The organism is Microbacterium sp. K36, assembly GCF_004794355.1.
In the GTDB taxonomy this organism is placed as follows: Bacteria; Actinomycetota; Actinomycetes; order Actinomycetales; family Microbacteriaceae; genus Microbacterium; species Microbacterium paraoxydans_D.
In genome coordinates this window covers 91,764-115,440 of sequence record NZ_SSDN01000086.1, presented here as the reverse complement: position 1 = coordinate 115,440, position 23,677 = coordinate 91,764, and the positions used below count along the sequence as shown (strand labels likewise).

The 23,677-nt window shown below is 71.3% G+C and carries 26 protein-coding genes; 13 read left to right on the top strand and 13 right to left on the bottom strand.

The annotated features are described in order from the left end of the window. Positions 1-15: 15 nt before the first annotated feature. From DW296_RS11445 to DW296_RS11435, 3 genes are all read right to left on the bottom strand, one after another. Positions 16-435: a Fur family transcriptional regulator gene (locus tag DW296_RS11445; protein ID WP_025102779.1), complete on the bottom strand. Its 420-nt coding sequence runs from the start codon at positions 433-435 to the stop codon at positions 16-18. A gap of 69 nt (positions 436-504) precedes the next feature. Continuing rightward, complete coding sequence (locus DW296_RS11440; protein WP_136052326.1) at positions 505-1,422, bottom strand: J domain-containing protein; 918 nt, start codon at positions 1,420-1,422, stop codon at positions 505-507. 65 nt (positions 1,423-1,487) lie between these two features. Next, positions 1,488-2,141 (bottom strand): IMPACT family protein, encoded by a 654-nt coding sequence (locus tag DW296_RS11435; RefSeq protein WP_136052325.1) that lies wholly within the window; start codon positions 2,139-2,141, stop codon positions 1,488-1,490. A 133-nt stretch (positions 2,142-2,274) separates the two neighbouring features. Here DW296_RS11435 and DW296_RS11430 point away from each other — a divergent pair, with 133 nt between their 5' ends. From DW296_RS11430 to DW296_RS11420, 3 genes are all read left to right on the top strand, one after another. Continuing rightward, complete coding sequence (locus DW296_RS11430) at positions 2,275-3,519, top strand: sensor histidine kinase (protein WP_136052324.1); 1,245 nt, start codon at positions 2,275-2,277, stop codon at positions 3,517-3,519. Next, the gene (locus DW296_RS11425; RefSeq protein WP_136052323.1) at positions 3,516-4,139 is read left to right on the top strand and encodes a response regulator; all 624 of its coding nucleotides are present in this window, start codon (positions 3,516-3,518) and stop codon (positions 4,137-4,139) included. Before DW296_RS11430 ends, DW296_RS11425 begins: the two co-directional genes overlap by 4 nt. Before the next feature lie 78 nt (positions 4,140-4,217). Further along, positions 4,218-4,670: a DUF2871 domain-containing protein gene (locus DW296_RS11420; protein WP_136052322.1), complete on the top strand. Its 453-nt coding sequence runs from the start codon at positions 4,218-4,220 to the stop codon at positions 4,668-4,670. Positions 4,671-4,674: 4 nt separating this feature from the next. Here the strand turns inward: DW296_RS11420 and cycA are convergent, their stop codons facing one another. Continuing rightward, a complete protein-coding gene (gene cycA / locus DW296_RS11415; protein WP_446724142.1) occupies positions 4,675-6,144 on the bottom strand; it encodes a D-serine/D-alanine/glycine transporter in 1,470 nt (489 codons plus the stop codon). A gap of 170 nt (positions 6,145-6,314) precedes the next feature. On the opposite strand from cycA, the gene DW296_RS11410 reads away from it, so the two are divergent. Both DW296_RS11410 and DW296_RS11405 read left to right on the top strand, forming a co-directional pair. Beyond that, positions 6,315-7,787: an MATE family efflux transporter gene (locus DW296_RS11410; protein WP_136052321.1), complete on the top strand. Its 1,473-nt coding sequence runs from the start codon at positions 6,315-6,317 to the stop codon at positions 7,785-7,787. Between the two features lie 113 nt (positions 7,788-7,900). Then, a complete protein-coding gene (locus tag DW296_RS11405; RefSeq protein WP_136052320.1) occupies positions 7,901-8,302 on the top strand; it encodes a hypothetical protein in 402 nt (133 codons plus the stop codon). Positions 8,303-8,305: 3 nt separating this feature from the next. Here the strand turns inward: DW296_RS11405 and DW296_RS11400 are convergent, their stop codons facing one another. Continuing rightward, on the bottom strand, positions 8,306-10,015 hold the full coding sequence (locus DW296_RS11400) for an AMP-binding protein (RefSeq protein WP_136052319.1): 1,710 nt from the start codon (positions 10,013-10,015) through the stop codon (positions 8,306-8,308). Between the two features lie 42 nt (positions 10,016-10,057). Next, positions 10,058-10,525: an Lrp/AsnC family transcriptional regulator gene (locus DW296_RS11395; RefSeq protein ID WP_025102769.1), complete on the bottom strand. Its 468-nt coding sequence runs from the start codon at positions 10,523-10,525 to the stop codon at positions 10,058-10,060. 112 nt (positions 10,526-10,637) lie between these two features. Between DW296_RS11395 and DW296_RS11390 the strand changes: the two genes are divergently transcribed. Together DW296_RS11390 and DW296_RS11385 are read left to right on the top strand one after the other, a co-directional pair. Beyond that, positions 10,638-11,876: a trans-sulfuration enzyme family protein gene (locus DW296_RS11390; protein ID WP_136052318.1), complete on the top strand. Its 1,239-nt coding sequence runs from the start codon at positions 10,638-10,640 to the stop codon at positions 11,874-11,876. A 150-nt stretch (positions 11,877-12,026) separates the two neighbouring features. Continuing rightward, the gene (locus DW296_RS11385) at positions 12,027-13,454 is read left to right on the top strand and encodes a hypothetical protein (protein ID WP_136052317.1); all 1,428 of its coding nucleotides are present in this window, start codon (positions 12,027-12,029) and stop codon (positions 13,452-13,454) included. A 94-nt stretch (positions 13,455-13,548) separates the two neighbouring features. Here DW296_RS11385 and DW296_RS11380 read toward each other — a convergent pair whose 3' ends face one another. Continuing rightward, positions 13,549-14,019, bottom strand: coding sequence for an acyl-CoA thioesterase (locus DW296_RS11380; RefSeq protein WP_081811533.1), 471 nt, complete (start codon positions 14,017-14,019; stop codon positions 13,549-13,551). 136 nt (positions 14,020-14,155) lie between these two features. Here DW296_RS11380 and DW296_RS11375 point away from each other — a divergent pair, with 136 nt between their 5' ends. Both DW296_RS11375 and DW296_RS11370 read left to right on the top strand, forming a co-directional pair. Next, the gene (locus DW296_RS11375) at positions 14,156-14,770 is read left to right on the top strand and encodes a ClpP family protease (RefSeq protein ID WP_136052316.1); all 615 of its coding nucleotides are present in this window, start codon (positions 14,156-14,158) and stop codon (positions 14,768-14,770) included. After that, a complete protein-coding gene (locus DW296_RS11370) occupies positions 14,767-15,369 on the top strand; it encodes a ClpP family protease (RefSeq protein ID WP_136052315.1) in 603 nt (200 codons plus the stop codon). Before DW296_RS11375 ends, DW296_RS11370 begins: the two co-directional genes overlap by 4 nt. Positions 15,370-15,439: 70 nt before the next feature. Here DW296_RS11370 and DW296_RS11365 read toward each other — a convergent pair whose 3' ends face one another. The 3 genes from DW296_RS11365 to DW296_RS11355 form a co-directional block, all read right to left on the bottom strand. Beyond that, positions 15,440-15,790 carry a helix-turn-helix domain-containing protein gene (locus tag DW296_RS11365; protein WP_136052314.1) on the bottom strand — a complete coding sequence of 117 codons (351 nt, stop codon included), beginning with the start codon at positions 15,788-15,790 and terminating at the stop codon, positions 15,440-15,442. Between the two features lie 62 nt (positions 15,791-15,852). Then, complete coding sequence (locus tag DW296_RS11360) at positions 15,853-16,323, bottom strand: MarR family winged helix-turn-helix transcriptional regulator (protein ID WP_136052313.1); 471 nt, start codon at positions 16,321-16,323, stop codon at positions 15,853-15,855. Positions 16,324-16,340: 17 nt separating this feature from the next. Beyond that, the gene (locus DW296_RS11355) at positions 16,341-16,991 is read right to left on the bottom strand and encodes a GTP cyclohydrolase II (RefSeq protein ID WP_136052312.1); all 651 of its coding nucleotides are present in this window, start codon (positions 16,989-16,991) and stop codon (positions 16,341-16,343) included. A gap of 106 nt (positions 16,992-17,097) precedes the next feature. Between DW296_RS11355 and DW296_RS11350 the strand changes: the two genes are divergently transcribed. Further along, positions 17,098-17,937: a sulfurtransferase gene (locus tag DW296_RS11350; protein ID WP_136052311.1), complete on the top strand. Its 840-nt coding sequence runs from the start codon at positions 17,098-17,100 to the stop codon at positions 17,935-17,937. Here the strand turns inward: DW296_RS11350 and DW296_RS11345 are convergent. Beyond that, positions 17,925-18,851: a hypothetical protein gene (locus DW296_RS11345; RefSeq protein WP_136052310.1), complete on the bottom strand. Its 927-nt coding sequence runs from the start codon at positions 18,849-18,851 to the stop codon at positions 17,925-17,927. The two genes, DW296_RS11350 and DW296_RS11345, sit on opposite strands and share 13 nt — an antisense overlap. Positions 18,852-19,142: 291 nt before the next feature. On the opposite strand from DW296_RS11345, the gene DW296_RS11340 reads away from it, so the two are divergent. Genes DW296_RS11340 through DW296_RS11330 form a run of 3 tightly spaced genes read left to right on the top strand, consistent with a single transcriptional unit; the run spans position 19,143 to position 21,632 of the window. Further along, the gene (locus tag DW296_RS11340; protein WP_136052309.1) at positions 19,143-19,793 is read left to right on the top strand and encodes an acyl-CoA synthetase; all 651 of its coding nucleotides are present in this window, start codon (positions 19,143-19,145) and stop codon (positions 19,791-19,793) included. After that, positions 19,790-20,149 carry a hypothetical protein gene (locus DW296_RS11335; RefSeq protein WP_136052308.1) on the top strand — a complete coding sequence of 120 codons (360 nt, stop codon included), beginning with the start codon at positions 19,790-19,792 and terminating at the stop codon, positions 20,147-20,149. Before DW296_RS11340 ends, DW296_RS11335 begins: the two co-directional genes overlap by 4 nt. Positions 20,150-20,198: 49 nt before the next feature. Further along, positions 20,199-21,632: an MFS transporter gene (locus DW296_RS11330; protein WP_136052307.1), complete on the top strand. Its 1,434-nt coding sequence runs from the start codon at positions 20,199-20,201 to the stop codon at positions 21,630-21,632. Between the two features lie 12 nt (positions 21,633-21,644). Here DW296_RS11330 and purB read toward each other — a convergent pair whose 3' ends face one another. Together purB and DW296_RS11320 are read right to left on the bottom strand one after the other, a co-directional pair. Beyond that, positions 21,645-23,027 carry an adenylosuccinate lyase gene (gene purB / locus DW296_RS11325; RefSeq protein WP_136052354.1) on the bottom strand — a complete coding sequence of 461 codons (1,383 nt, stop codon included), beginning with the start codon at positions 23,025-23,027 and terminating at the stop codon, positions 21,645-21,647. A 14-nt stretch (positions 23,028-23,041) separates the two neighbouring features. Beyond that, complete coding sequence (locus DW296_RS11320; protein WP_205807956.1) at positions 23,042-23,563, bottom strand: low molecular weight protein-tyrosine-phosphatase; 522 nt, start codon at positions 23,561-23,563, stop codon at positions 23,042-23,044. Between the last annotated feature and the right edge of the window lie 114 nt (positions 23,564-23,677).

Here is a 23,677-nt window from a genome sequence, read left to right as displayed (position 1 = left end):
GATCGGTGGATGCGCCTACGCGGCGTTCTGGCAGCTGGGGCAGAGGCCCCAGAAGGTGACTTCAGCTGTCTGCACGGTGAAGCCCCCCGTCGAGGACGGGGTGAGACACGGCGCCTCGCCGACGACGCAGTCCACATCGCCGACCGCACCGCAGGAGGTGCAGACGACGTGGTGGTGGTTGTCGTCGATGCGCCGTTCGTACAGCGCCGCGGAGCCTGCCGGTTCGATCCGGCGGATGAGGCCCGCCGTCGTCAGGTCCGCGAGGATGTTGTGCACCGACTGGATCGACGTGGTCGGAAGCACGTCGGACACGGCGCGGTAGACCCGCTCCGCATCCGTATGGGCCATGGAGCCGAGAGCCTCGAGAACGGCGACGCGGCCCGCAGTCGCACGCAGCCCGGCGTCGCGCAACGCCGAGTCGAGTTCCGTCTCCATGCCCTCGACTCTACAGGTGTTTTGAGTGATTCAAAAGAGCATGCCGGGATGCCGGGCGCGTCGCCGCCGTCAGACGAAGCGGACCGTCTGCTGCAGCCGGGTGCGGACGTCGAACAGCTCGTTGCCGCCGATGGCCCGCGCCCCGGGCACGCCCTGACGCAGCACCATCGCCAGCGCGCTGCGCCGCACCACCACGACCGGGACCCCGCGAGTGCTCCCGAGCGGGGTGACCGCCTGGGCGAGGTCGTCGTCGGGGAGCACCACGATCGCCCCGCCGAACTTCACCTTCGCGGCCTTCGCCACCGTGCGCATCCGGGCGAGAGCCGCCGTGACCGGGGCTCGCGTGCCGAGGCTCGGGCCGGTGATCTCCCCGCGGCGGAACCCCACGACCCCGCCGAAGTCCTCGGACATGACGCCGTAGAGGCCGGAGGGACTGAGCACCACGTGGTCGAGCTTGTCCTCGGGGTTCTGTCCGGCGGCGACGTCGTGCCAGACCGTGAAGCCCATGCCGAGGTCGGAGACCGTGCGTGCCGTGGCCTCCTCCGCGAGCGCGTCGGCGAGCAGCCGCCGGAGCTCCCGCGGGGCGGCGCGCACGAGGGCCGGGGCGTACGGATCGGGGACCTCGACCCCGTGACCCGCCCACTCGCGGATCAGGGAGAGGTAGCGTTCGCGGCGCCAGCCGCCGGGGTGTCCGTAGGAGCGGGCGCGCGGCCGGGTGTCGGTGCGCACGGTCTGCGGGCGCCAGCCGCTCCATTCGCCGCCGTCGTCGGTCAGGCCCGCGCGGCGGTCGTACGCGGCGCGGTCCTCTGCGGTGCCGATGAGCTCCCACGCGCGCTGGACCTGGATGAACACGGCCGCGTCGCCGCCGGTGTCGGGGTGGGTCTGCCGCAGTCGCAGCCGATACGCCCGCCGGAGCTCGGCGTCGTCGACGGCCGGATCCACGCCGAGGATCTCGTACGGCGAGGCCGAGAGCGGACTGTCGAACATCGCTCTCCTTCCGCGACCGCGGCGTCCAGGATATCCGTCGGACGGTGTGCGGCCGCCGGGAGGCCTCAGTCCGGGACGTCGACGATCCGCTCGATACCGGCCACTGGGGCCACGGCGCCCCCGGACGCGGCGGCGAGGTCGGCGGTCAGACGCGGAAGCGCGGCGGCGGGCACCCACAGCTCGAGCTGCGCGGAGACCCCGTATGTCGGTGTGCCGAGCGTGGCCCCGTGGGACGCCGCCCAATCGCGGAGCAGGTTGTCGTAGCGGCCCGCCTCGGCGTGCGGGACCTCGACGGTCGCCTGGGTGAGCGCCGCGCGACGGACGAGGGCGGCACGGTCGAGCGTCTCCGACACCGCCGCGGAGTAGGCGCGGATGAGGCCGCCCGCCCCGAGCTTCACCCCGCCGAAGTAGCGGGTGACCACCGCGATGACGTCCGTGAGACCGCGGCGCCGGAGGACCTCGAGCATCGGGACGCCGGCCGTTCCGGAGGGCTCACCGTCGTCCGAGGAGCGCGCCTGATCCCCGTGCAGACCGGTCACCATCGCGGTGCAGTTGTGGTTCGCGTCCCAGGCGCGCTTCCGGATCGCCGCGATGACGGCTTCGGCTTCGGCCACCGACGACACCGGTGCGACATGGGTGAGGAAGCGCGACTTCCGGATCACGAGCTCGTGGTCGACGGCCGCCGCGATCGTCGCCGGGAACGGGTGCGGTGTCGACATCGGCCCCACAATACCTTCGTTCGAATCGCCTGATTGGTCCCAAATCCGGGCCGGATGCCACCAATCGGGCGATTCGAACCGGGTCGACCGAACGATGGAGGCGCACACCGGCCCGGCGGACGAGAATGTCAGCATGCCGACCGGAGACATCGCGGAGACCGACCACCCCGGAGGGCGGCCCGGAGCACGCACACGCTCCTGGGGGCGCCTGGTCACGTCGCTCCGTGTCGGCCAGGCCGTCATCACCGTCGTGCTCACCGTCGTCGGCGTCGTCCGCTCCCTCGCCGACGGCGTCCCGGTGCCGTGGCTGCTCGCGACCGCCCTCGCCTTCCTCGGCTGGTACGGCGGCGGACTCCTGCTCTCCTCACGGACGGACGACCGGGCGCTCGGCACCGGCTGGCTGCTGGGGCTCACGGCCATCTGGCTGGGGGCGGTGGCGCTGTCGCCGGAGTTCGTCTGGCTCGCGTTCTCGCTGTGGCTGCTCGCCGGCTTCCTGCTGCGACTGCGATGGGCCGTGCTGCTCAGTATCGTCATCCTCGCCGTCGTGATCGTCGCCCCGCTGCTGCACACCGGGACCACCACCTACGCGAACGTGATCGGGCCGCTGGTGGGCGGCATCTTCGCCCTCGGGATCTCCCGCGGCTACCTGGAGCTCGTCCGCGACGGGCGAGAGCGGCGGCGACTCATCGCCTCCCTCGTCGCGACGCAGCAGGAGATGGCGGCCCTCCAGGACGAGCTCGCCCGGACCCAGCGGGAGTCCGGCGCCGCCGCCGAGCGCACCAGGGTGTCGCGTGACATCCACGACACGGTCGCCCAGAGCCTGTCGTCCATCGTCCTGCTGGCGCGGTCGGCGGCCGAGCACGAGGACGGCCGGGATCGGGCGCTCGGGCAGATCGGGGCCCTCGCCGCGGAAGGCCTCGCCGACGCCCGACGCATCGTCGACGACCTCATGCCCGCCGAGCTGGACGGCTCCGCGCTGAGCGACGCCCTCGCCCGGATGCTCGAGCGCCTGACCGCCGAGACCGGGATCGCGGCCACCTTCCATGCCGACGAGGATCTGCCCGCACTCGGCCTCGACGCGGAGGTCGCCCTGCTGCGGACGGCGCAGTCCGCGCTCGCCAACGTGCGCAGCCACGCCGGCGCCACTCGCGTCGTGGTGACGCTCGCGGACGCCCGCGACGCGGTGCGGCTGGACGTGGTCGACGACGGTCGCGGCTTCGACCCGTCCCGGCTGGAGTCGGCGGGGCCCGGCGGCGGCTACGGCCTGCGGGCGATGCGCGCCCGGCTGCGCGAGCTCGGCGGCGGTCTCGACGTGGAGAGCGCCCCCGGCGACGGCACCGCGCTGTCCGCCCACCTGCCCCTCGGAGGCCGGTCGTGACTCCCGTGCGGATCCTGCTCGTCGACGACCACCCCATCGTGCGCGCCGGCGTGCGCTCGCTGTTCGACCGCCGCGACGACGCCGAGGTCGTGGGTGAGGCCGCGTCCGGGGAGGAGGCGGTTGTCCTCGCCCGGCACCTCCGTCCCGACGTCGTCCTCTGCGATCTGCGGCTGGGGAGGGGCATGGACGGCGTGCAGACGACGGCGGCGCTCCGAGCGCTCGACCCGGCTCCGGCGGTGCTCATCCTCACGACGTTCGACCGCGACGCCCAGATCCTCGGCGCGATCGAGGCAGGGGCGGCGGGGTATCTGCTCAAGGACATCGCCCCGGAGGACATCGTCCGGGCCGTGCGACAGGCCGCATCGGGCGGGCAGGCGCTGACGCCGGAGCTCACGGCGCGCGTCGGCCGCGCCCTCCGCGCCCCGCGGGTGCAGCTCACGGGGCGCGAGCTCGACGTGCTGCGGCTGCTCGACACCGGGGCCTCGAACCGGGAGATCGCGAAGGCGCTGTTCGTCACCGAGGCGACGGTGAAGACCCACCTCGTGCACGTCTTCGAGAAGCTCGGGGCCGACAGCCGCGCGAAGGCGGTCGCGATCGCCCGGGAGTCCGGTCTGCTCTGACGCCCGCGGTCTCAACCGTTCGATGGATCCGCGGCGACGGCCCCACGGCGAGGCTGGAGGCAGACAGAAAGGACTCCCATGCGCAGGCTCTTCACCGCCGCGTTCGCCTCCATGCTGGTGGGCGTCGCCTCCGGACTCTTCTACCGCGAGTTCACCAAGATCAATGGCTTCCCCGAGGGGGCGCCGACGCAGCTCGGACTCGTGCACACGCATCTGCTCGTGCTGGGCTTCGTCGTCTTCCTCGTGGTGCTGCTCCTGGAGAAGGCGTTCGCGCTCTCCGAGAGCCGCCTGTTCGGCTGGTTCTTCTGGACCTACACCGCCGGGCTCGTGCTGACCTCGGCGATGCTCGTCTGGCACGGCTGCCTCACGGTGCTCGGCCAGGAGTCCACCAAGATGATCGCCGGCATCGCGGGCGTGGGGCACATGCTGCTCGCCGCCGGCATGGTGCTGCTGTTCCTCGCGCTCCGCCCCCGTGTCTTCGCCCCGAAGGCCGCGGCCACACAGCCCGCGACCCTCGAGTCGGTGGCCTGACGCCTCAGTCGGCCGGGATCGTGTCGTCGCGCAGGTACGCGATGTGCGCGGCGTGGCGCTCCAGGTGGTGCGGCGACTTCCGCACGAACAGCCAGGCGACGATGAGGATCGCGAACCAGATCGGTGTCACGAGCAGCGCGATCAGGGTGTCCGGCTGAGTGGTCAGCGCCCAGAGGATGAACAGGAAGAACGCGAGCACCACGAACACCATGAACACGCCGCCCGGCATCTTGAATGCCGAGGTCGCCGCCTTCTCCGGACGCCGGCGCCGGTACACGAGGTAGCTGCAGAGGAAGATCGTCCACACGAACATGAAGCACACGGCCGACACCGTGGTGACCATCTCGAACGCCGTGCCGATGTCCTTGCCCGCGTAGAGCAGCACGACGCCGGACAGCAGCAGGATGCAGGACAGGAACAGGGCGTTCTGCGGCACGCGGCGCTTCGAGAGCCGGCCGAAGAACCGGGGGGCGTCGCCATCCTGCGCCAGCCCGAAGACCATGCGCGAGGTGGAGTAGATGCCGGAGTTCGCGCTGGACATCGCCGAGGTGAGCACCACGAGGTTGACGACGGTGGCGGCGATGCCGAGCCCGGCGAGGGCGAACATCGCGATGAAGGGGCTCTCGCCGGCGACGTACTCGGTCCACGGCGTGACGGACATGAGGATGATGAGCGCGCCCACGTAGAACAGCAGGACCCGGATCGGGATGGCGTTGATGGCCTTCGGGAGGTTGCGCTTCGGGTCCTTCGTCTCCGCGGCGGCGGTGCCGACGAGCTCGATGCCGACGAACGCGAACACCGCGATCTGGAAGCCGGCGACGAATCCGAGGAAGCCGTGCGGGAACATGCCGCCGTGCTCCCACAGGTTCGAGAAGCTCGCGGTGCCGGCGTCGTGGGAGAACCCGGTGAGGATCATCACCAGGCCGGTCACGATGAGGGCGACGATCGCGACGATCTTGATGAGCGCGAACCAGAACTCCATCTCGCCGAAGGCGGCGACGGTCGGCAGGTTGAGCGCCAGGAGGATCACGACCACGAGCAGACCGGGGATCCACAGCGGCACGCCGGGGATCAGGGCGTCGGTGTACCCGGCGATCGCGATCACGTCGGCCACGCCCGTGACCACCCAGCAGAACCAGTACGTCCAGCCGGTGAAGAAGCCCGCCCACGGGCCGAGGAGGTCGCTCGCGAAGTCGCTGAACGACTTGTACTTGAGGTTCGACAGCAGCAGCTCGCCCATCGCCCGCATGACGAAGAACAGCATGAACCCGATGATCATGTAGACGAAGATCACGGAGGGGCCGGCGACCGAGATCGTCTTGCCGCTGCCCATGAACAGGCCCGTGCCGATCGCCCCGCCGATCGCGAGGAGCTGGATGTGCCGGTTGCTGAGCGCGCGCCGCAGGTGCTCCTCGCCTCCGGCTCCGTTCTGCCCCTGGCGGATGGCCCCCGTGTCTTGCTTCGTCACGCTCATCTCCTCCGGTCGTCGTCGACTGATGCAGAGTAACCACCGCGGCCCGCTCGTCCGAAATCGACGCCCCGGCGACGGCGATCCGGTCCCGGGTGTTCCGTTCGCCCGAAACGATTCGATAAACTGGGCGCACCCCCGATCCATCCCCTCCTTCCCTGCGAGCCCCTTCCTTCATGGCCACCACCCTCACCACGGGCCGTCCGTGGCGCGTCATCCTCGCCTTCTCGATCCCGCTCCTGCTCGGCAACGTCGTGCAGCAGCTCTATCAGTTCGCCGACGCGATCGTCGTCGGACGCCACCTCGGCGTCCAGTCCCTCGCCGCCGTCGGCGCGACGGGCAGTCTGCTCTTCCTGCTCCTCGGCTTCGCCTGGGGTCTGACGAGCGGCTTCGCCATCCCCATCGCCCAGGCCTTCGGTGCGCGCGACGACGCCGCCGTGCGTCGCTCGGTCGCGACGGGTGTGCTCCTCAGCGGCATCACGAGCGTGGTCCTCACGGTGGTCGCGCCGCTCATCGCCGGGCCGATCCTCGCGCTGCTGCAGACGCCGCCCGAGCTCATGGCCGAGGCGACGGTGTTCACGCAGATCAGCTTCCTCGGCGCGGGCGCGACGATGTTCTTCAACTACCTCTCCGCCATCATCCGCGCCATCGGCGACTCGAAGACCCCGCTGGTGTTCCTCACGATCTCCTGCGCGCTCAACGTCGGGCTCGTCGTGCTCATGGTCGGTCCGCTGGAGTGGGGCGTCGGGGGCGCCGCACTCGCCACCGTGGTCGCGCAGGCCGTCTCGGTGATCCTCTGCCTGGAGTTCGTGCGCCGGCGGCTGCCCATGCTGCACCTGCGTCGTTCGGACTGGCGCATCTCCCGCACGGACATCGCCGACCACCTTCGCCTCGGCCTCCCCATGGGCTTCCAGGCTTCGATCATCGCGATCGGGACCCTCACGGTGCAGGTCGCCCTCAACACGCTCGGCGCCGACGCGGTGGCGGCGTACACGACGGCATCCCGGGTCGACAGCCTGGCCGTCGCCCTGCTCTCCTCGCTCGGGCTCGCCGTGTCGATGTACGCGGCCCAGAACCACGGCGGACGCCGCCCCGACCGCATCCGGCGCGGTGTGATCGAGGCCACCTGGATGGCGGTCGCCGCGGCGATCGTCCTGGGCGGCCTGCTCATCGCGTTCGGCGCGCCGATGGTCCGGCTGTTCGTCGGCGACGGCTCGGACGACGTCGTCGACATGGCGCACCGGATGCTCATCATCAACGGCTGCGGCTACTGGGCGCTCGGCATGCTCTTCGTGCTCCGCGGCGCGCTGCAGGGGCTCGGTCACACGCTGGTGCCGACCGTCACCGGCGTGATCGAGCTCGTGATGCGCGTCGTCGCCGCGGTGGTCCTCGGCGCGATGATCGGGTTCGACGGGGTGGCCCTCAGCAACCCGCTCGCCTGGGTAGGCGCGATCGTGCTGCTCGTGCCGGCCTACGTCAAGGCGCATCGCGCGCTCGCGAGGCAGCCGGTGGCCCCGGCCGAGGCCACCGAGACCTCCGCGATCGCGATCGTCGGCCCCACCGACGGCTCGATGGTGGTCGACGCGGTCGTCACCCGCCCGGTCCGCGTCGTGCGCCCCCGCCGGCTGCGGTGGCCGGTCCGGCGCTGATCCGCGATATCCACCGGAAGGATGACCCGGATCGGACTTGAGACGGATGGCCTTCCGGAGAGACACTTCTAGTGTCGAAGGTGCGGAGGGGTTCCGCCGGACGGGGGGTCGTCATGACGACATTGGGAGTGGCCAGAGATCTGGCCGCCATTCTGGTACCGATCGGATACGTGGGTGCGGCGCTGGCCGCGGTCTGCGGGATCGTGGCCGCGATCGCGATCATCCGCGGAGCCGGGGGGCTCGCGGGCGGCGCGGTCGGACTGTGGATCGTGTGCGCGCTGATGAGCTTCACCGCGAGCTTCGCGAACCAGTGGCTTCCGCTGATCGCGGCGGGCGCGTCGCTGGTGGGCATGCTCGTGATCGGCGGGATCGTGCGCGCGATGCTCACGGCCAGCGGGTTCGAGTCGCGGCGCCGGGCCGCGCGCGTGAAGCCGGCGCCGGCGACCACGACGACGGCCACGCTCAAGACCGGCTCGACCGCGACGCCCACGGCGCCGGTCGCCGTCGTCTCCTAGCGCTCAGCGGTAGTCGCGGTCGCGGTGCTGCCGCGCCTCGTCGCCCGCGGCCACGCGGGCGCTCTCGCGTGCCCGCAGCTCGACGCGGCGGATCTTCCCGGAGATCGTCTTCGGCAGCTCGGGCACGAACTCGATGATCCGCACCCACAGGTGCGAGGAGAGCCGTTCGTGCGCGTAGCCGAACACGGCGCGCGCGGCGGCGGCCTCGTCCGCGCCCGCGTCCGGCGTCAGGCACACGTACGCCTTCGGCACCGCGAGGCGCGTGGGGTCGGGGCTGGGGATGACGGCCGCTTCGACGACGAGGTCGTGCTCCAGCAGCACGGACTCGAGCTCGAACGGCGAGATCTTGTAGTCGGAGGCCTTGAACACGTCGTCGGAGCGCCCGATGTAGGTCAGGTAGCCGTCGGCGTCGCGCACGGCGATGTCCCCGGTGTGGTGAAAGCCACCGGCCCGCGACTCCGCAGTCTTCTCCGGATCGTCGTAGTACCCCGCCATGAGGCCGAGGGGCGGCTGCGCGAGGTCGAGCGCGATCTCGCCCTCGTCCTCCACGACATCGCCCGTCGACGGGTCGAGCAGCACGACCGGGTAGCCGGGCAGCGGACGGCCCATCGACCCTACCTTGACCGTCTGCCCGGGGGAGTTGCCGATGCAGGCGGTCATCTCCGTCTGCCCGAAGCCGTCGCGGATCGTGCCGCCCCACGCCTCGCGCACCCGGTCGATGACCTCGGGGTTCAGCGGCTCGCCGGCGCCGACGAGCTCCCGCGGAGGGTGCGCGAGCCGGGAGAGGTCGGCCTGGATGAGCATGCGCCAGACCGTGGGCGGGGCGCAGAACGTCGAGACGTGGTGGGTGTCCATGACCGCCATCAGCGTGTTCGCGTCGAAGCGGTCGTAGTTGTAGACGAACACCGTCGCCTCGGCCAGGAACGGCGAGTAGAAGCTCGACCAGGCGTGCTTGGCCCACCCGGGGGAGGAGATGTTGAGGTGCACGTCGTCCGGGCGTACGCCGAGCCACCACATCGTGGAGAGGTGGCCGACCGGGTAGGAGACGTGGGTGTGCTGCACGAGCTTCGGGCGGTTCGTCGTGCCGGACGTGAAGTACAGCAGGGCCGTGTCGCCGGCGGGTGTCGGCCCGTCCGGGACGAACTCCTCCGTGGTGGCGGCGGCGTCGGCGAACCGCTTCCACTCCGCAGGCAGTGACGCCCCCACGCCGATGCGCAGGACGTCGGGGCCGATCCCCTCGAGGCGGTCGGCCAGGGCGCCGAGGGTGACGACGGCGCCGGCGCGGCCGTGCTCGATGCGGTAGGCGAGGTCGGAGGCCGACAGCAGGGTCGAGGTCGGGATCGACACCGCGCCCAGCTTCGTGATCGCGAGCATCACCTCCCACAGCTCGATCGTGTTGTTGAGCATGACGATCACGTGGTCGCCGCGGCCGATGCCGAGGCCGCGCAACCAGGCGGCGACCTGGTCGGAGCGGGCGGAGAGCTCGCCGTACGTCCAGGAGCGGAGGCTGAGGTCGGCCTCGACGATCTGCACGGCCGGACGGTCGGGGTTCTCCCCGGCGATGACGTCGAACCACTCGAGCGCGAAGTTGAATTCCGTCAGGTCGGGCCAGGCGAACTCGCGGCGTGCGGCGTCGTAGTCCGTGGCGTGCGTGAAGAGGAGGTCCCTCATCCCGCGGATCGCTTCGGTGGCGGGGGTGGCACGACGGCTCATGGTGCTCCTTTGCAACGGCGTCCCTCCATCCTGCCCCCTCGTTCAGCGGGGGAGGAAACCCGTGCCGTCGCGGAGCTCGAACACGAGCTGGGTCTCGGTGCCGCGGACGACGGGGTGGACGGTGATGTGCTCGAGCACGATGTCGCGTAGAGCGGTCGCGTCCTGGACGGCCACGTGCACGAGGAAGTCGTCGACGCCGGCCACGTGGAACACCTGGAGCACGCGGGGGATCGCGACGAGCGCGTCGAAGAGCGCCGTGACCTTGGGTCCGGTGTGATGCGCGAGGCGGACCTTGATGATCGCCTGCAGGGGGTAGCCGAGCGCGGAGCCGTCGAGGCGGACGCGCGTGTCGCGGATGACTCCCCGCTCTCGCAGGCCGCGGATCCGGTGGGCGCAGGTGGACTCCGCGAGTCCGAGGCGGTGGGCCAGAGCCTTGTTGGTGACGGCAGCGTCGCGGCTCAGGGCCGCGAGCAGCTCCAGGTCGATCTCGTCGAGTTGCGCTTTCGCCAACGTGTCCTCCTTGGTGCGGCCGGATGTTGCAGAGAGTAGCGGGGATCCTCGACTTCATGACGTGTTCTGTCGATGATCTGCGGAAACGTCGCGATTCGGCCAGCGTAGAGGGATGACTGCACCGCTGCATCCCGACACCGTCGCCGTCCACAGCGGCCGCGCCGACCTCGAGGCACTCGGGGTCCACGCCCTGCCGATCGACCTCTCCACGACGAATCCGCTGCCCGACGTCGAGCGCGGCGGCGACTCGTACGAGGCGATGGCGACCGGAGGCCGCCCGCCGCAGGACGGCAGCATGGTCTACGCCCGCCTCTGGAATCCGACGGTCGCGCGCTTCGAGGACGCCCTCGCCGAGCTCGAGCACGCCGAGGCCGCCGTCGCCTTCGGCTCCGGGATGGCGGCCATGACCGCCGTGATCCTCGCGCACACCGGTGCCACGGGGGCGCGGCACGTCGTCGCGGTGCGTCCGCTCTACGGAGGGACCGACCACCTGCTGGGGTCCGGTCTGCTCGGCGTGGAGACGACGTACTGCCGTCCCGACGAGGTCTCCGCCGCACTGCGCGCCGACACCGGACTCGTCGTCGTGGAGACGCCGGCGAACCCGACCCTCGAAATCGCGGACATCGCTGAGGTCGTGCGGCAGGCGGGGAGCGTGCCGGTCGTGGTCGACAACACGTTCGCGACTCCCGTGCTGCAGAATCCGATCGACCACGGTGCGGCGATGTCGCTGCACAGCGCCACCAAGTACCTCGGCGGCCACGGTGATGTCATCGCCGGCGTCGTCGCCTGTGACGAGAGGACCGCGGAGGCGCTGCGTCGCGTGCGTGCGGTGACCGGGGGGCTCCTGCACCCGCTCGGCGCGTACCTGCTGCACCGCGGTCTCACGACGCTGCCGGTCCGCGTGCGGCACCAGCAGGAGAGTGCTCGTCGCATCGTGCAGTGGCTGGTCGATCGACCCGAGATCGCCGAGGTCTTCTATCCCGGGCTCGACGGGGATCCGCGCGGCATCCTGGAACGGCAGCTCCGCGGGCCGGGGGCGATGATCGCCCTGCGGCTGCGCGGCGGCTATGCAGCGGCCGCAGCGGTGGCCGGGGCGACCCGCCTCTTCACGCACGCCGTGTCGCTCGGAGGCGTGGACTCCCTCATCCAGCACCCCGCCGCGCTCACGCACCGTCCGGTCCCCGCCGAGGCGCGTCCCGCCGCCGACGTCCTGCGTCTGTCCATCGGCCTCGAGGACGTCGACGATCTCCTCGCCGACCTCGCGAACGCCTTCGCCACTCTCGCCGACCCACCCCTTTCCGCGCGACCCACCCCCGAAAGTGCGTCACATATGGGGGTGGCTCGCACGTAGGGGGCCGGGTCGGCGATTGTGTGAGGACGACAAGAAACTGAGTCCCGGCCGAGCTGGGACTTGGTACCTGACGGCAAAACCGCGGGGTCGCGGAGAGGGCGGGCCTACAGTCGCGGGTGGCAACGACGCCACTGACCTCGGGAGTCCTCAATGACGAGTGAAAAGACCCACGCGCACGGCCTCGGCATGCGCATCGCCGTGACCGTCCTCAGCCTTCTGCTGGCGGCGATGGTGCTGTTGTTCTTCGCCACGATGAGCAAGGTGTCCGCGGGCGCCTCGGAGCTCGCGGACGGCACGACCACCGCGCAGGGGGGATCCTCGGACCTCGCCGCGGGCGCTGCCGACCTCGCCGCGGGAGCCGACGAGCTGGCCGCGGGCACGCAGGATCTCGCGGCAGGCACCGCGACGGCGCAGCAGGGATCGGTGAAGCTCAGTGACGGGGCGACCGCCGCCGCCGCCGGTGCCACCACGCTCGCCGAGGGCGCGGGCACCCTGGCCGCGGGAGCCGCCACCGCTCTCGACGGTGCGGGACGGGTGAGCGGCGGAGCGCAGACGGCGCTCGCCGGATCGCAGGAGCTCGCGGCGAAGATGGCGGCGGCGGATGCCGGAGCCCGGCAGCTCGTCGACGGCGCGACCACTCTCGCCGCCGGTGTCGACGGCGCGCACCGGTACGCGAACGGCGTGCTCGAAGGCGCGACGACCCTGAGTACCACGCTGCGCACCGGAGTGAGTGCCGATGTGCAGAAGCTCGCCCATCCGGAGACGAAGGCCCTGCTGACGGGCGTCGCCACGAGCGCTCCCGGCAACGCGCGGACGCTCGCCGCCGGTCTGCAGGGTCTCCTCGCTGCACACCCTGATGATGTGCAGCTCCAGCAGCTCGCGGCGCTCGCCGCCGGCGTCGAGAAGCAGGTCGGCGCGCTGGTCGCCCCCGCTGCGGCTGCTCCGGGCCTCGCACAGGGACTCATCGGCGCCGCCGACGGCTCCGCACGCGTCACGGCGGGCGTCGGTGCGCTCATCAACGGCGACCCCTCGAAGGGGTGGCCGGGGACCGTGGCGCTGGTCTCCCCGAAGGGCGCGCCCGCCCTTGTGGTCGGAGCGCAGACGCTGCAGGACGGCACGTCCCGGCTCGCGGCGGGCGCGGCGGATCTCTCGTCCGGGCTGCAGACCCTCTCGACCGGAGCATCGTCGCTGTACTCCGGAACCGCGGAGCTGAGCGCCGGCGCGGCGCGGCTCGACGAGGGCGCCGGGTCTCTGGCCACGGGCGTCGGCGCGCTGCAGTCGGGTGCCGGCGACCTCCGGTCCGGCATGACCGAACTCCGTACCGGCGCCGACGCGGTCGCCGAGGGCTCCGGCACCCTCGCGACCGGAAGCGCGAAACTCGACGCGGGTGCCGCCGATCTCGCGGCAGGCAACGGGCGCATCGCCGACGGCTCCGGCACGCTCGCGACGGCCACGGCGGGCGCCGCGCCGTCCCTGCTCCCGTGGATACTCGGGATCGGTCTCGTCGGCCTGATCGCGGTCGGCTTCTGGATCGGCCACCGCGTCACCCACCGTCGCGCGGTCCTCGCCCTCGCCTGACCGTCGACCCACCCCCTTCGGTGCGACCCACCCCCGTAAGTGACGCACTTTCGGGGGTGGGTCGCCCGCAAGGGGGTGGGTCGGCGAGTGAAGGTCAGCGCTTCGGGAGGGGGATCGTGCCGGTGGCGATGCGCTCGGTGGGCATGCGGTCCCGGTCGTAGGTGATCTCGTCGTAGCCGTGCGGGGTGGGCAGGCCGTCCTCGCCGATGCTGACGAACACGATCTCGTCGATGGTGAGGATGCGCTTGCGGGTGATCATGTTGCGCGCGACGGCCCGCATGGTGAGCGACGTGGTGCCGAATCGGGTGGCCTGCAGCCCGATCTCGATGAGGTCGCCCTGCACCGCCGACGCCTCGAACGTGATCGCGGAGATGTGCCGCGTGACGACGCGGTAGTTGCCGAGCTGCACGATCGCGTAGATCGCGGCCTCCTCGTCGATCCACTTCAGCAGGCTTCCGCCGAACAGCGTGCCGTTCGCGTTGAGGTCTTCCGGGCGCACCCACTTGCGGGTGCGGAAGTTCAGGCCGTCCTCGGACTGCCATGCGGGTGCTTTCTGTTTCGCCATGCCCCGAGGCTAGGCGGGTCGTGCGTCGGCGGTGTTACGTCGCGTTTTCCGGCGGGTGCACATGCCGCCGCCCAGAGCGGATCTGCTCCGGGCGGATTCGCTTCCGCGGCCGCAGCCGGAGCCGGAGGCTGGGGACATGAGCGAAGACAAACCTCTCCCGCAGTTCGGCCCCGAGGCCCGGCGCGCCCTGTTCCACGAGCGGGTGCTCGTCCTCGACGGCGCCCTCGACGACGACAACGGCACCCTCCTGATGACGCAGCTCGTCGCCCTCTCCGCCGAGGATCCGGCGGCCGACATCGCCCTCTGGATCCACTCGCCCGGCGGGTCCGTGCCGTCGATGCTGGCGATCCGTGACCTCATGCACCTCATCCCGAACGACGTCTCCACCCTCGCCCTCGGTCTCGCCTGCAGCGCCGGGCAGTTCCTGCTCTCCGCGGGGACGAAGGGCAAGCGGCGCGCTCTCCCGCACGCGCGGATCCTCATGCACCAGGGCTCGGCGGGGATCGGCGGATCGGCGGTGGAGATCGAGGCACAGGCCGATGACCTCCGGCACATGCGCGACACCGTCCTCGGCCTCATCGCCGACGACACCGGTCAGCCCCTCGCGCGGATCTTCGAGGACTCCCTCCACGACCGCTGGTACACCGCCGACGAGGCGCAGGACTACGGGTTCATCGACGAGATCGTGCAGTCGACGGCGGAGATCCTGCCGCGTCGTCGTGCGCGGGTGGGACTGGGGGCGCACGCATGAGCAGCTACACGATCCCGAACGTCATCGCCCAGCATCCGCGGGGTGAGCGGGTCATGGACGTGTACTCGCATCTGCTCGCCGAGCGGGTCATCTACCTCGGCACCGGCATCGACGCGGGGGTGGCCAACGCCCTCATCGCGCAGCTCCTGCACCTCGACGCGGTCAGCCCGGAGACCGGCGTCCAGTTCTACATCAACAGCGAGGGCGGGGATCCCGGTGCCGCGCTGGCGATCTACGACACCATGCAGCACATCCGTCCGCGGATCGCGACGACGTGCGTCGGGCAGGCTATCGGTCCTGCGGCCCTGCTCGTCGCGGCGGGAGCGCCGGGGGAGCGGGCGGCCCTCGCCCACGCGCGCATCGTGCTGCATCAGCCGGCCGGTCAGTCGCGCGGAGCCATCCCGGACCTCATCCTCGCGGCCGACGAGGTCGTGCGGGTGCGCGCGGACATGGAGACGATCCTGGGTCGGCACACCGGCCGCTCCCTCGCGGAGCTCCGCGCCGACACCGACCGGGACCGGGTCTTCACCGCCGCCGCCGCCCTCGACTACGGCCTCATCGACACCGTGCTCGGTCCCCGTGATCCGGAGGCACGATGAGGTGACGGGTGCACGACGGATTCCCGGGTTCCGTCGTGCACCCGGACTCCGGTCGTGCAGGTGAGACGGGTCAGGCGGCCAAGGCGAAGGCCCCACGGGAGGCCGACACCGCAGCCGCGGCGGGGGTGGCCTGACGGAGCTCCTCGGCGACCGCGCTCGTGAGCTCCACGAGAGTGGCGTCCAGGGCCCCGGCGATCGCGGCGATCATCTCGCTGGACGGCTCCTTCCGACCGCGCTCGACCTCGGAGAGGTACTGCGGCGAGACCCCGGCCTTCTCCGCGGTCTCGCTGAGCGTCTCCCCGCGGTCATGACGCCGCCGCCGCAGCTGATCCCCGAGCAGGTCGCGCCACAGCGGCTCGGGGCCGTTCGACGGCGGACGGACGGGATGCGGGGCACGGGGGAACGGGACGATGTCGGCCATGCCTCACGATAAGCCGCCGTCTGTGCGGCGATCGAGACGTTCTGCTCAGAGCAGAACGCGGCTCACAGCGCCGCCGTGACCCCGGGCAGCAGCACCCCCAGGATGTCCTGCAGCCGCTGTCGATCCTCCGCGGACAGCGGGTCGAGGATGAGCTCGCGGATCTGGGCGACGTGGACGGGCGCGGCTGCCCGAAGCATCTCCCGGCCCGCCGGAGTCAGCGTCGCGGAGAGCGTGCGCTTGTCCGTGGAGCACGACGTCCGCTCCACCCAGCCGCGCGCCTCGAGGGAGTCCAGGGCGTGGCTCAGCCGCGACCGGCTGAGTCCGGCGATGCGCGCGAGCTCGGTCATGGTGATGGCGTCCTCCCCCTGACCGGCCAGCGTGACGAGGATCGCGTAGCGGGCGTGGTTCAGGCCCACCTCGTCCTTCAGCGCCCGGTCGAGGACCTGGGGCAGCAGCTGGACGAACCGGATGATCGGCAGCCACGTCGCGAGCTCGTCGTCGTCGAGTCGCCGCGGGTGCCGCGTCTCGCTCATGTCGTGCTCCTCGGAGGTCACGCCGCGGTCAGGTCGATCGTGTGCGCCGTGTGGTCGCGCTTCGCCTGGAGGTAGCGCGAGTTCGCCTCGGACAGGTGCACCTCGGTGCGCACCCGCTCGGTGACATGGATGCCGAGGCCGTCGAGCTGCGCGGCCTTGTCGGGGTTGTTGCTGAGCAGACGGATGCGGTCCACTCCCAGCGCGCGCAGCATCTGCGCCGCGACGGTGTAGTCCCGCTCGTCCTCGCCGCGCCCGAGGGCCACGTTCGCCTCGTAGGTGTCCAGGCCCGCGTCCTGCAGGGCGTACGCGTCGAGCTTGGCGTAGAGCCCGATGCCGCGGCCCTCCTGCCGGAGATAGAGGAGGAAGCCGCCCTCGGCGGCGATCCGCTCGACGGCCTCCCGCAGCTGCGGCCCGCAGTCGCAGCGCTCGGAGCCGAACACGTCTCCCGTGAGGCACTCGCTGTGCGGGCGGACGAGCGGGGCGTCCCCGCCGTCGGCGGAGCGGGCGAGAGCCGCCTGCCAGTCGCCCAGCCCGAGCAGGAGGTGCTCACGTCCGTCCACGAGGCCGTCGAAGGTCACCACGTCGGCCGTCGTGGTGAAGCCGTCCCCGAAGCGCAGGGGCACCCGCACGCGTGTACGCTCCGCGGCGACCGTTGAAGTTTCAATCATGTGAGGGGAAACGCCGCGGGCGCGTGGCTATTCCCGGGCCGCGAGGATCGTGTCCGTCCGTGACGGCGACGGACGCGCCGCGCCGCGCACTCGGTAGCCTCGCACCATGAGTCACTTCGTCTCCGCGACCGAACTCCACGACCTCCTCGAGAACGGCGCCCCGATCCGGGTCGTCGACGTGCGCTGGCGCCTCGACCGCCCCGAGGCGGGCCCGGGCGACTACCGCTCGGGTCACATCCCCGGTGCGGTGTTCGCGTCGTTGGATCAGGAGCTCTCCACACCCGGAGCGCCCACCGAGGGGCGGCATCCGCTCCCGTCGACGGAGACCCTGCAGGCGGCGGCCCGGCGTTGGGGCGTGCGGCAGGGCGACGCCGTCGTGGCCTACGACGACACCAAGGGCCTCGCGGCGGCCCGGGCGTGGTGGCTGCTGCGGCAGGCCGGGGTCGACGTCCGGGTGCTCGACGGCGGGCTGCGCGCCTGGACCGCGGCCGGATACGAGCTGGCGACCGATGACGTCGTGCCGGAGATCGGCGACGTCGTCCTCGCAGATCCCGGCCAGGACGCCCTCTCGATCGACGAGGCGGCGGCGTTCCCGGAGACCGGGGTCCTGCTCGACGTCCGCGCCCCCGAGCGCTACCGCGGCGAGACCGAACCGCTCGACCCGATCGCCGGACACATCCCCGGTGCCCGCAACCTCCCCACCACGCGGCACCTCGACGAGAGCGGGCGGATCCGTGACCGCGACACGGTGCGGGCGACGCTCGCAGAGGTCGGCATCACGGCGGAGACGCCGGTCGCGGCATACTGCGGATCGGGCATCACGGCGGCGCACACAGCTCTGGTCCTGCACGAGGTGGGCATCCCGGCGAAGGTCTTTCCCGGCTCCTGGAGCCAGTGGTCGAACACGCCGGGACGGCCGGTCGCGACGGGCGATCAGCCGGGCTGATCCCCCTCGCGAGGGCCGTAGCCCCAGCGCAGGCCGAGGGCGCCAGGCCCGAACGCCCGACGCACCTGATGCACCGACGTGCCCCGAGGCTGGGGGAGCGCGGTGACGACGGTGCCCCCGGCGGTCTCGACGAGTTCATCGCACCAGTCCGGCACGGCATCGGGGTGGAAGCGCGTCCACACGAGCAGCTCCCGAGCCTGCCGGGAGAGGGCATGCCCGGTCTCCCGATCCGAGGGATGGCCGGGCTCGTACTGCACCGACCACTCGACCACCGCGGTGTCCGGGGCCGCGAGGGGCTCGTCGAGCTCGATCAGGGCACCGTGCGCCTCGCCGTTCGGGTGGGAGTAGCGGGCCGTGACCCGTCCGCCCGCCACGGCCGTCAGGAGCGGCGGAGGTCCGGGGACCCCGGGGGTGAGGTCGAGGACGGGGATGGCCGTGATGACCCCGGTGGTGGACTGCACGATGCTGCGGGTGAGACAGGAGGACACCTCGCCATCGGCGTCCACGTCGGTGACCGAGTGGACGGTGAGCTCCCGCGACGTGTCCGGATAGGTGGCGCCGAGGGCGGCGTAGACCTCACGGACCGCCCGCTCCATGTCGACCTGCTCCAGTGGGAACCCCTGCGGGCCCAGCGGACCTGTGCGGTGCGGGCGCAGGAGCCGGCTCAACGCCCCGGTGTCGAGGCCCAGCAGATCCTCGATGTCGGCGAGAGCGACGAGCGACTGCGGTCCTTCCGGGCGGCGGGCCCCGGACCGCCAGTAGCTCAGTGTGGCCATGGAGACGCGGTTGCCCCGGTCGCGGAGCTGCCGCTGCAACCACGACAGCGTCACGGGTCTCGCGTTGATCGCGTCGCGCAGTGCCGCGGCGAACGCGTCCGGCGTCGCCCCTTTTTTCTCGCCGTCCCCAAAACCCATCACAGCCCCCACCCGGTATGTGAAGAACACATCTCTAGAGTGAGCATACGACCGCACGCGCACACCTCAGGGGACCAGGTGAGCAAGTGGGTCACGGGGCTGCGATGTCGCGGGGAGGGTGCCCGACCCTGCGGCAGTGGCCCGACGCAGTGATGCCCCCCTTGCTGCGTATGTCGTGAAGCCCGGCAATCGATCTGGGGAGATCCGCCGGGCTTCACGAGCATCCCCCGGGCGCTTCCGGCTCCTGGCCCCGCGTAGACTGGTGGGGAAACCCCGGAGGATCTGGCCGTCATGTCTGCCCCTGCTCGCGCGTTCACCATGCGCCACGTGCAATTGCTGCGCGCGCTGTTCGCCGCCGTCGCCGCCCTGATGATCACCTTCTCCTCGGATCACTCCGCGGCGGTCGGTCTCGCCGTCTTCAGCGGTTTCGCGCTGGTGACCGCCCTCGTGCACATCCTCGCCGCGTGGCTCGTCCTCCCGGCGGGGTCGCGCTGGTCGGCGATCCTCCTCGCGGTCGTGAGCGCGATCGCCGGCATGGCCGGCGGCGTGCCGGCCTGGCGCACGGACGACATGTTCTTCATCGTGCTCATCGCCTGGGGCGTGCTCAGCGGCGGCCTCGAGCTGCTCGCCGGGATCCGTGCCCGCCGCGCCGGGGGTGCGCTCGCCACCGACGCGATCACCGTCGGAGTACTGGGTCTGCTCCTCGCGGTCGTCCTGCTGCTGATCCCCTCGGGCTTCGTCCAGGAGTACACGATCGAGAAGGCGGGCACCTTCGAGCTGTCCGGCATCATCCTCGGCGTGGGGATGTTCGGAGGGTATGCGGCCATCGTCGCCGTCTTCCTCGGCATCGCCGGCCTCACCCCGAAGCGCGCGGACGCCGACGACGTCGCTGCCGCCCCCGAGAACGATGCGGCTCCTGTGGAGCACGGAGGAGAGCGATGAGCGACGACAAGCCCACCCGGCGGGACATCCTGCGGCCGCTCCACCTGCTCGGCATCGCGCTCGGCTGCGGCGTGTTCGCCATGGTGGTCACACTCGTCTCCACCGGCGCCTTCACCCTCCGCGTGAACACCGCCATCGCGAACGGCACCTATGAGGGCCTCACCCCCGTGGCGCTGAGCCTCGTCGTGGGCGGCGGCGCCTTCATCGCGACCCTCCTGATCCTCGCGATGCTCATGCTCGCCGTCGATCCCGCCGACGTCACCAAGACCGTCGATCGCCCCGTGCTGTACGACGCGGAGGACGAGGGCGCGGGCGACGGCACCCCCGACGAGCCGGGACGCCCCGCCTCGTCATGACACGGACACCAGGCGGAATATCGGTGGGGTCGTTCCGCTTGTCCCTGGAGTGACTGCCTCCGTCGACCGCGCCTCCATCGGACTCCGGTCGGAGCGGGGACCCATCCTCGGCGCGCTGATGCTCGCCACCGGCCTCATCGCCATCGACGCGACGATCCTCGCCACCGCGGTGCCGAGCATCGTGCGCGACCTCGGCAGCTACCAGCAGTTCCCATGGCTGTTCTCGGTGTATCTCCTGGCGCAGGCCGTCAGCGTGCCGATCTACTCGCGGTTCGCCGACACCGTGGGTCGCAAGCCGATCATCCTGCTCGGCATCGCCCTGTTCCTGCTGGGGTCCATCCTCTGCGGCTTCGCCTGGAGCATGCCGGCACTGATCGTGTTCCGCATCATCCAGGGCATCGGCGCCGGGGCTGTCGCGCCGATGTCGATGACCATCGTCGGCGACATCTACACGGTCGCCGAGCGCGCCAAGGTGCAGGGATACGTCGCGAGCGTCTGGGCCATCTCGTCGGTGGTCGGCCCGGCGCTCGGCGGCATCTTCGCGCAGCTCGACGCCTGGCGGTGGATCTTCTGGATCAACGTGCCCCTGTGTGTGATCGCCGGATGGATGCTGCTGCGCACCTACAAGGAGCAGAAGCAGACCCGGCGCCACAGCATCGACTACGGCGGAGCGGTCCTGCTCACCATCGGGCTGACGGCGCTCATCCTCGGCATGCTGGAGGGTGGGAACGCGTGGGCGTGGCTGTCCGTGCCGAGCGCACTCTGCTTCGGGATCGGGGTGGTCGCGCTGGTGGCCTTCGGGTTCGTCGAGCGCCGGGTGGCGGAGCCGATCGTCGATCTGCGCCTCGTGACGCGTCGGCTCATCCTCACGACCACGATCGTCTCGCTCGGCATCGGTGCGCTCATGCTCGGCGTGACGAGTTTCGCCCCCGCTTACCTCGAGGGTTCCATCGGCATCGCCCCGCTGCTGTCTGGTCTCGCGGTGGCCGCCCTGACCCTCGGCTGGCCGCTCGCCGCCGCCAATGCCGGACGGCTGTACCTGCGCATCGGGTTCCGTCGCACCACGCTCATCGGCATGAGCATCACGACCGTCGCCGCCATCGCGCTCGCCGCCGTCGCCTCCTGGCCGAACCCGTTCGTCGTCGCGGGCATCGCGTTCCTCCTCGGGTTCGGGCTCGGGTGGAGTGCCGCCCCGACCCTGATCGCCGCGCAGGCCTCGGTGGGCTGGGGGGAGCGCGGAGCGGTGACCGGGATGAACGCCTTCGCACGGTCAGCGGGAAGCGCCGTGGGCGTGGCCGTGTTCGGGGCGATCTCGAACGCGGTCATCGCGCAGGGTGCGGGACCCGACGACCCCGACACGATCATCCACGCCTCGGTGTGGGTGTTCGTCGCGGTCGCCGTGACCGCCGTGCTCACCCTCCTGGCGGCGTCGTTCATGCCGAAGGACCGGGTGGAGGAGCACTCCGGGGAGTCGGGCTCCTAGCTCCTGCCGGATTCAGCGGGCGAGGCGCTCCGCGATGCCGGTGTAGGTCGCGGGGGTCAGCGCGAGGAGGCGCTGCTTGGCCGCGTCCCCGATCTCCAGGCCCTCCACGAAGGCGGCGAGGTCGGCGGCGCCGACGCGGTGCCCGCGGGTGAGCTCCTTGAGGAGCGCGTACGGGTCCTGGATGCTCGACCGGCCGGCGACGACCTCGGCGCGGATCACCGTCTGGATCGCCTCGGCCAGCACCTCCCAGTTCACGTCGAGGTCGGCGAGCAGCACGTCGCGTGAGAGCGAGATCGCGTTCAGTCCGCGGCGCAGGTTGTCCAGCGCGAGCAGCGAGTGCCCGAACGCGACGCCGATGTTGCGCTGCGTCGTGGAGTCGGTGAGGTCGCGCTGCAGGCGGCTCGTGACGAGCGTCTGGCCGAGAGAGGCGAGCAGGGCGCCCGAGATCTCGAGGTTGGCCTCGGCGTTCTCGAAGCGGATCGGGTTGATCTTGTGCGGCATCGTCGAGGAGCCGGTGGCTCCGGCGACCGGGATCTGTGCGAAGTAGCCGAGCGAGATGTAGGTCCAGATGTCGGTGGCCAGGTTATGCAGGATGCCGCCGGCGTGACGCACGCGGTCGTAGAGCTCGACCTGCCAGTCGTGCGACTCGATCTGCGTCGTCAGGGGGTTGAACCCGAGACCCAGACCCTCGATGTACTCGCGGGCGATGGTCGGCCAGTCCGCATCGGGGTCGGCTGCGAGGTGGGCGGACCAGGTGCCGGTCGCCCCGGAGAACTTCGCGAGGTACTCGGAGCCGGCGATCTGGCTGCGCACGCGCTCGAGGCGCCAGGCGAAGACCGCGAGCTCCTTGCCCATCGTCGAGGGGGTGGCGGGCTGCCCGTGCGTGCGGGAGAGCATCGCGGCGTCGGCGTGCTCGACCGCGAGCTCACGCAGCTTCGCGATCACGGTGTCGAGGGCCGGGAGCCAGACCTCCTCGACCGCGCGCTTGACGGTGAGCGCGTAGGACGCGGAGTTGATGTCCTCGCTCGTGCAGGCGAAGTGCGTGAGCTCGGCGATGTGGTCGAGGCCGAGCGTGGAGAGCCGGTCGCGCACGAGGTACTCGATCGCCTTCACGTCGTGCTGCGTGACGGCCTCCTTCTCGGCGAGCCAGTCGATCTCGGCCTGCCCGAAGTCGCGGTACAGCGCGCGCAGGCGCTCCTTGTCGCCGTCCGACAGCGGGCCCGTCTCGAACAGCGAGCGGTCGGTGAGGGCGATCAGCCACTCGACCTCCACCTCGACCCTGGCGCGGTTGAGCCCGGCCTCGGAGAGGAAATCGGCGAGCCCGGTGACGGCGGCGCGGTAACGGCCGTCGAGGGGGCTGAGGGGCTGAGGCGGGAGCGAAGGCTGGAAAGTCAGGGGAGTCCTCCTGATCAGGCCCCGAAGGCTCGGGGCGTGCGGGGCAGGCGCAGGGCGGGTTCGAGTTGCCGGAACAAGCCGCGAGTCGCCGTCTCGATCATACCGAGCACCGAATCGAACATCTCCGGGCCGGCGTAGTACGGGTCGGGGACGTCGTGCGTCGAGGCGTCGGGATCGAAAGCGAGGAGGAGGGTCACCTTGCCGTCCTCGTCCTCGTCCCCGGCCCATTCGCGGAGGATGCGCTCGTGCGTGCGGTCCAGGGCCACCACGAGGTCGTTCTCGGCGAAGGAGGCGGCGGTGAACTGGCGGGCGCGGTGCAGCGAGCCGTCATAGCCACGGCGGGCGAGGGCGTCGATGGTGCGGTGGTCGGCGCGCTCTCCGAGGTGCCAGTCCCCGGTGCCCGCGCTGCGCGAGACGATCTGGGAGCCGAGGCCCTGCCGCTCCGCGAGGTCCCGGAACACGACCTCCGCCATGGGGGAGCGGCAGATGTTGCCGGTGCAGACGAAGATCACGCGGAAGGGATCTCGGGCTGTCACGGATCCATTCTGCCGGTCGATGCCGTTCCTGCACAGCGGGCATCGGATCGCGGGGCGGCTCGACCCTCCTGCACGGTCCTGGGGGAGAACCGGCTCTCCACTGGTCGTGGCCGC

Excerpts from the sequence above, each read along its gene's own strand:
- cycA (WP_446724142.1), bottom strand. The coding sequence starts at position 6,144 with ATGAGCGTGACGAAGCAAGACACGGGGGCCATCCGCCAGGGGCAGAAC.
- DW296_RS11400 (WP_136052319.1), bottom strand. The coding sequence starts at position 10,015 with ATGAGCCGTCGTGCCACCCCCGCCACCGAAGCGATCCGCGGGATGAGG.
- DW296_RS11380 (WP_081811533.1), bottom strand. The coding sequence starts at position 14,019 with ATGGCGAAACAGAAAGCACCCGCATGGCAGTCCGAGGACGGCCTGAAC.
- DW296_RS11345 (WP_136052310.1), bottom strand. The coding sequence starts at position 18,851 with ATGGGTTTTGGGGACGGCGAGAAAAAAGGGGCGACGCCGGACGCGTTC.
- DW296_RS11375 (WP_136052316.1), top strand. The coding sequence starts at position 14,156 with ATGAGCGAAGACAAACCTCTCCCGCAGTTCGGCCCCGAGGCCCGGCGC.
- DW296_RS11410 (WP_136052321.1), top strand. The coding sequence starts at position 6,315 with ATGGCCACCACCCTCACCACGGGCCGTCCGTGGCGCGTCATCCTCGCC.
- DW296_RS11365 (WP_136052314.1), bottom strand. The coding sequence starts at position 15,790 with ATGGCCGACATCGTCCCGTTCCCCCGTGCCCCGCATCCCGTCCGTCCG.
- DW296_RS11385 (WP_136052317.1), top strand. The coding sequence starts at position 12,027 with ATGACGAGTGAAAAGACCCACGCGCACGGCCTCGGCATGCGCATCGCC.
- DW296_RS11420 (WP_136052322.1), top strand. The coding sequence starts at position 4,218 with ATGCGCAGGCTCTTCACCGCCGCGTTCGCCTCCATGCTGGTGGGCGTC.
- DW296_RS11370 (WP_136052315.1), top strand. The coding sequence starts at position 14,767 with ATGAGCAGCTACACGATCCCGAACGTCATCGCCCAGCATCCGCGGGGT.
- DW296_RS11340 (WP_136052309.1), top strand. The coding sequence starts at position 19,143 with ATGTCTGCCCCTGCTCGCGCGTTCACCATGCGCCACGTGCAATTGCTG.
- DW296_RS11440 (WP_136052326.1), bottom strand. The coding sequence starts at position 1,422 with ATGTTCGACAGTCCGCTCTCGGCCTCGCCGTACGAGATCCTCGGCGTG.
- DW296_RS11390 (WP_136052318.1), top strand. The coding sequence starts at position 10,638 with ATGACTGCACCGCTGCATCCCGACACCGTCGCCGTCCACAGCGGCCGC.
- DW296_RS11355 (WP_136052312.1), bottom strand. The coding sequence starts at position 16,991 with ATGATTGAAACTTCAACGGTCGCCGCGGAGCGTACACGCGTGCGGGTG.
- DW296_RS11360 (WP_136052313.1), bottom strand. The coding sequence starts at position 16,323 with ATGAGCGAGACGCGGCACCCGCGGCGACTCGACGACGACGAGCTCGCG.
- DW296_RS11405 (WP_136052320.1), top strand. The coding sequence starts at position 7,901 with ATGACGACATTGGGAGTGGCCAGAGATCTGGCCGCCATTCTGGTACCG.
- DW296_RS11350 (WP_136052311.1), top strand. The coding sequence starts at position 17,098 with ATGAGTCACTTCGTCTCCGCGACCGAACTCCACGACCTCCTCGAGAAC.
- DW296_RS11430 (WP_136052324.1), top strand. The coding sequence starts at position 2,275 with ATGCCGACCGGAGACATCGCGGAGACCGACCACCCCGGAGGGCGGCCC.
- DW296_RS11335 (WP_136052308.1), top strand. The coding sequence starts at position 19,790 with ATGAGCGACGACAAGCCCACCCGGCGGGACATCCTGCGGCCGCTCCAC.
- DW296_RS11435 (WP_136052325.1), bottom strand. The coding sequence starts at position 2,141 with ATGTCGACACCGCACCCGTTCCCGGCGACGATCGCGGCGGCCGTCGAC.
- DW296_RS11445 (WP_025102779.1), bottom strand. The coding sequence starts at position 435 with ATGGAGACGGAACTCGACTCGGCGTTGCGCGACGCCGGGCTGCGTGCG.